The organism is Roseateles sp. (assembly GCF_036486225.1).
Lineage (GTDB): Bacteria > Pseudomonadota > Gammaproteobacteria > Burkholderiales > Burkholderiaceae_C > Roseateles.
Genome location: NZ_DASVNZ010000047.1, coordinates 1 through 2,618 on the forward strand (window position 1 = coordinate 1; position 2,618 = coordinate 2,618).

4 protein-coding genes are annotated in these 2,618 nt (G+C 69.7%); all 4 read right to left on the reverse strand.

Going from position 1 to position 2,618, the window contains the following annotated elements; all coding sequences use genetic code 11:
* On the reverse strand, window positions 1-243 hold a 243-nt coding region (locus tag VF536_RS03915), incomplete at its 3' end, for a flagellar motor protein MotB (RefSeq protein WP_331613478.1).
* Window positions 233-1,168, reverse strand: a complete 936-nt coding sequence (gene motA, locus VF536_RS03920; RefSeq protein WP_331613479.1) for a flagellar motor stator protein MotA — start codon at window positions 1,166-1,168, stop codon at window positions 233-235. The genes VF536_RS03915 and motA, both read right to left, overlap by 11 nt.
* Before the next feature lie 32 nt (window positions 1,169-1,200).
* Entirely contained in the window at window positions 1,201-1,926 is a 726-nt protein-coding gene (locus tag VF536_RS03925; RefSeq protein ID WP_414710272.1) for a FliA/WhiG family RNA polymerase sigma factor, read from the reverse strand.
* Window positions 1,927-1,933: 7 nt separating this feature from the next.
* Complete coding sequence (locus VF536_RS03930) at window positions 1,934-2,446, reverse strand: flagellar basal body-associated FliL family protein (RefSeq protein ID WP_331613480.1); 513 nt, start codon at window positions 2,444-2,446, stop codon at window positions 1,934-1,936.
* Between the last annotated feature and the right edge of the window lie 172 nt (window positions 2,447-2,618).

Sequence of the window (2,618 nt, forward strand, 5' to 3'; positions counted from 1 at the left end):
GCCCGCGTTCTGCAGCACGACCTGCATGCGCTCGGCGTTGCGGGAGGCCAGCAGCCACAGCACCAGGAACAGGCACAGCAGCGCCAGGCAGAAGTCGGCAAAGGCGACCTTCCACGCGCCGCCGTGGCCGTCGTCCTCGGCGCGGCGCGACACGCGCTTCACCACCGTCGGGTGGTGATCGCGCGCGCTCTTTGCGCCGGGGACGATGCCGCCGGGGCCGATGGACACGACCTCAGGCTGCACGGCGCTCTCCTTCGCCCGCCGGGCGGTCGCCCGCGCGGCGGCGCGGCGCGGCGGACGACGCATCGTCCGCGCCGATCGCGTCGATCCAGCTCTCCAGCAGCGCGAAGCTGGGCTTGATGTTGAGCTGCACCAGGCGGCGGCCGGCGTCGATCGCCAGCAGCGGCGGCTTGCCCGACACATGCGTCACCAGCACCACCTTCACCGACTCCAGCGAGGACAGCTCGTGATGCACCAGCTGCTTCATCATGTTGGACAGCGGGTCCATCACGCCGTAGCAGAAGAAGATGCCGATGAAGGTCCCCACCATCGCGGCCGCGACCATGACGGCGATCTCCCCGGTGCCCGCGCCTTCGGCGACGTGGTTCATCGCCATCACGATGCCCAGCACCGCGGCCAGGATGCCGAAGCCGGGCATCGCCTCGGCGATCTTGTGCAGCGACTTGGACGGCTGGATCAGCTCGTCGTGGATGGCCTCGAGCTCCTGCTCCAGCACGCCCTCCAGCTCATGCGCGTTGATCTTGCCCATCGCCATCAGCCGGAAGTTGTCGACGATGAAGTGCAGCAGCTTGCGGTTCTCCAGGATCAGCGGATAACGCTGGAACAGCGCGCTCTCGTGCGGCGCCTCGACGTGCGCGTCCAGCGCCTTCAGGCCGCCGGCCGCCGTCTGCAGCAGCTCGTACATCAGCAGCAGCAGCTGACGCTGGAACTCCTGGCCGTGGTCGCTGCGGCGCACCAGCTTGCGCAGCTGCAGCAGCATCTCCGACAGCACGTGGCGCGGGTTGCCCAGCACGATCGCGCCCACGCCGGCGCCGACGATGATCAGCAGCTCCACCGGCTGCCAGATGACCTTGAACTGGCCGCCGTGCAGCATGAAGCCGCCGAAGACGCAGCCCAGGACGATCCCGATTCCGATGAGTGCCTGCATGTCCGTTCCCCTTGTTCCTGTTGCGCCGGTCTTCAGACTTGCTGGAGGAAGGCGCGCATCTTGGCGAGCGCGGCCTTGTTGATCTGCGAGACGCGCGCCTCGGTGAGATCGAGCACGGCGGCGATCTCCTTGAGACTGGCGTCGAATTCGTAATAGAGCTGGATCACGCGCTGCTCGCGCTCGTTGAGCGCCGTCAGCGCCTGCGCGATCGAGCGCGTGACCATCAGCTGCGCTTCCGGGTTGCGGTGCTCGCTGGGCAGCTGCGCGAGTTCCTCCACCAGCTCGTCGAAGCTGGCCATCTCCTCGGCCACCTCGGCCTGGAGGAAGTCCTGGTACTGCTGCGGCGTGAGCTTCAGGTGGCGCAGGATCTCGGCCTCGGTCGCCTCGCGGCCGAGCTGCCGGGTGAGCGCGCGCAGCGCGTCGCGCTGCTTGTGGCTGTCCTGGCGCACGGTGCGCGGGCGCCAGTCCTGGCGGCGCAGCTCGTCCAGGATCGCGCCGCGCACCCGCAACGCGGCGAAGGGTCCGAACCCCGCGTCCGGCGGCCCGTAGCGGCGCAGCGCCTCCAGCAAGCCCATCAGGCCGACCTGCGCCATGTCCTCGCGGTCCATCACCGCGCTGGCCTGCGCCGACAGCTGCCGCACCACGCGTTTGACCAGCGGCGCGTACTCGAGCAGCGCGCGCTGCTCCATCGCGGCACTCTGCGCGGCGCTCAGGCCCGCCGTCGCGACGGCGCCCCATTCGGCGTAGGCGTGCTGCACCAGGCCCTCACTCGATGATCAGCTTGCCGATGAGCGCCTCGGCGAACGGCGCGTCGCGCCGGTCCGTCGCATAGCTCTCGGCATAGGCCTGGTTGAGCAACTCGGCGAACTGCTCGACGCTCATCGCCTGCGCGCTCTCGACCGTGTGCGTGGACAGCGCCTTCACGGCCACCGTGCGCAGCAGAGGGAGGTGGTCCTTGGTGCGCTTCTCCTGCTCGGGCAGCGTCTTGAAGACGATGTCCACCGCCATGTAGTGCGACACCGCCGAGCCGTTGGGGCCGCGCAGCATCACCAGGACCTTGTCCAGCGTCACGTACTTGTAGTCGGGCGCGGGCTTGCCGTCGTCCTTGGGATCCTTGGCGTCCTTCGCGTCCTTGCCGCCATGGGCGGCGTCCGCGGCGGCGGCCGACGGCGTCTTCGTGCCGTCCGCCTTCAGCCACCACACGGCCGCGCCGGCACCGCCGGCCGCCAGCAGTGCGACGGCGGCGACCACGCCGATCAACTTGGTCCTGCTCTTCATCGCGGGGTCCTCGTGTTGCCGCTCATGACGACTGCGCCTGCGCTCGCCGTGCTGCCAGCCAGCGCATCCGCGAAGCCGAAGGCGGCGGAAGCGCCCGCTGCGCCCGTGTCCTCGTCCTGCAGCGCGCGGCCGGGCTGGCGCTGCGCGTCGCGTTGTTGACCGTTCGATTGCG